The following is a 3,114-nucleotide window of genomic DNA, read 5'->3' on the forward strand; positions in this document are numbered from 1 at the left end:
CTATCCTGGGCGGCGGCGGCGGCCACATCGACCGTTACCGACCCGTCGGCGGCCGGGGTGATTGTGGCTGTGTAAACCGTCGAACTGGTCGCCGAGAAGCTCGACGCTGCACCATTGCCGACCGAGAAGTCGCCAATGGCGAAGCCTGTAACCGCTTCCGAGAAGGTCGCCGTGATCGTGAAGGCGCCGGAGACCGGATCCGAAGCGCCGGTTGTCAGAGCCACGGTCGGAACGGTCTCGTCGTTTTCGATCGAGAACTGCGTCGCCGCGGTATTGCCGTTACCGGCGCTATCCTGAGCAGTGGCGGCGGCCACATCAACCGTCACCGAACCATCGGCGGCCGGGGTGATCGTGGCTGTGTAAACCGTCGCGCTGGTTGCCGAGAAGCTCGATGCCGCACCATTGCCGACCGAAAAATCGCCGATGGCGAAGCCTGTGACGGCCTCCGAGAAAGTCGCGGTAATCGTGAAGGCACCAGAGACCGGATCGGCAGAGCCGGTTGTCAGTGCCGCGGTCGGGCCTGTCTCGTCATTCTCGATCGAGAACTGGGTTGCGGCCGTATTCCCATTACCGGCGCTATCCTGAGCAGCGGCAGCGGCCACATCGACCGTCACCGAACCGTCGGCGGCCGGTGTGATCGTGGCGGTGTAGACTGTGGCGCTTGTCGCGGAGAAGCTCGATGCCGCACCATTGCCGACGGAGAAATCACCGATGGCGAATCCCGTGACGGCTTCCGAGAATGTCGCGGTGATCGTGAAGGCGCCGGAAACAGGATCCGAGGCGCCTGTTGTCAGAGCCACGGTTGGAACGGTCTCGTCGTTCTCGATCGAGAACTGCGTCGCGGCTGTATTGTTATTGCCCGCACTATCCTGGGCGGCGGCGGCGGCCACATCGACCGTCACCGAACCGTCGGCGGCCGGGGTGATCGTGGCGGTGTAAACCGTTGTGCTGGTCGCGGAGAAGCTCGACGCTGCACCATTACCAACCGAGAAGTCGCCAATGGCGAAGCCTGTGACGGCTTCGGAGAAAGTCGCGGTAATCGTGAAAGCGCCGGAGACCGGATCCGAGGCGCCCGTTGTCAGAGCCACGGTCGGAGCGGTCTCGTCATTCTCGATCGTGAACTGGGTCGCAGCCGCGCTGTCATTCTCGGCGGCATCCTGAGCCGCGGCGGACGCGACATCGACCGTGACGGTTCCGTCTGCTGCAGGGGTCAAAGTGGCGGAAAAGTCGCCGCCGCCATTATCGGCAAAGGCCGAAAGTGCGCCATTGCCGACGCTGATATCGCCTACCAGGAAGCCGGTGACGGTCTCGCCGAAATCGACGGTGATCGTGAAGGCGCCAGACACCGGGTCCGCGGAACCAGTCGAGATCACGGGCGTCGGCCCGGTAAGGTCAAGCGTCGCTGTATTGGTGACGGCTGTCGCGGCATTGGCGGACGCGTCCGTGAGGATGACGCTCACGGTCAGAACGCCTTCATTGAGTCCGGAAATATCGAGGCCGGACACCTGGAATTCGGACGGATCCCCCGCATTGGGAATGGGGATACTGCCAGTCCCGACGACATTCGCTCCGCCGCCATCCGACGAGATCGTATAGCTGTAGTCCGTGAGTGTTTCCGGATCATCGATCGTAAACGACGCGGCGGTATAGTTTGACGGCCCGTAAAGCGTCGTATCGAATGCCACGGTGTGACCGGACGGCGCCACATTATCCGTGCCGACACCCGTGATACCGAACAGGTAGGGCGCCTCGTCTGAATCATCATTGGCGATGGAAACCGTCGCATTGGACGTGCCCGCTGCTGCGGGGTCAAACTCGATCGTAAACGTCGTCGAATTGCCTGCCGCGACGGTCGTGGCAGGCTGAGCGGTTACCGAAAAATCATCTGATCCGGAAATCGAAACGGCGTCGCTGCCGAGCGTCAGGACGGCGCCACCATCATTATTGATGGTGAAAGTGGCGGACGCGGTCCCACTGTCGACGGCCTGGCTACCGAAATCGGTTCCATCCGCGACAGACGGCGATGCGTCAGCGTAGTCGATATTGATTGCGTTTCCGGCATCCGCCAGGCGAATCTCCGGCAGGACCGTGCCCTCACCGGCGATGGCAAAATCATAGCTCGCCTCATCAGTGTCATTGCTGGTGATTGCAATCGTCGCGGTACGCGACGCAGCGACAGAGGGGTCAAACTGGACTGTGAAACTCGTGGTCTCAGCTGGCGCCACACTGGCGGCCGCAGCGGTAACAATGGAGAAGTCTGCGGAATCTGCGCCTGACAGGGCGACACTTGCAATGGTGAGCGTGTCCGTGCCCAGATTTTCAATCGTGAAGGTGCGCGAGGCGAGGCCGCCCGTCACATCGGTGGGCGAGAATTGCGTATGGTCCGTCAGACTTGGCGTGACAGCCCCGTCAGCAATCGAAACCGAATTGCCCGTAACATTGATTTCCGGGTCGCCGGCCACCGCTTCGAATGTGAACGTGTTCGACAGGGCGTTGTCATCAGCCTCGGCATCCTGAACGACGGCCGCCGGAAGAAAGACCTCGACCGAGCCGACACCCGCGGGCGAAACGGTGAGCGTCCAATCAGAGCCGGACCCGGTAAGTCCGTCCGCCGTGGCATTGGTGAGATCAAAATCGCCAGCGACAAGGTCGGTGATCGGCTCACTGAAACGCACAGCGAGGGCTCGGGAGAAAGCGACGCCGAGATCATCGGTATCACCTGAAATCGTGACGCTGGGCGGAGTGCCACCCGGCACATTGACGTCGAAGCTGTCAGACGCGGGATCGATGGTCACAGCACCGTCGTCAGAACGGGTCGCGGTCAGATTGCTGGTCGTGTTTGTGTAGGTGCCACCTGCCGCACCTGCAGGAACGCTGACTGTGACCGTGAAAGTACACGAGCCCTCGGATGCCAGGCTGGCGCCCGCCAGGGACAGGACACTTGTGCCTGTAAGACTGGAACCGGCCCCACAGACATCTGCCTGAGGCGTCCCAGTGGCAATCGCACTACCCAGCATCGCGTCGAGATCATCTGTGAAGGCGATGCCCGTTGTCGTGAACGCGCCCGTTGCTGCAATGTAAAACTCAACGTCGATCGTGTCGCCCGGCGCCACG

1 protein-coding gene is annotated in these 3,114 nt (G+C 61.9%); it reads right to left on the reverse strand.

The features are described from left to right. On the reverse strand, positions 1-3,114 hold a 3,114-nt coding region (locus tag QZ266_RS08940; protein ID WP_295694159.1), incomplete at both ends, for an Ig-like domain-containing protein.

It is taken from the genome of uncultured Maricaulis sp., assembly GCF_905480005.1.
In the GTDB taxonomy this organism is placed as follows: Bacteria; Pseudomonadota; Alphaproteobacteria; order Caulobacterales; family Maricaulaceae; genus Maricaulis.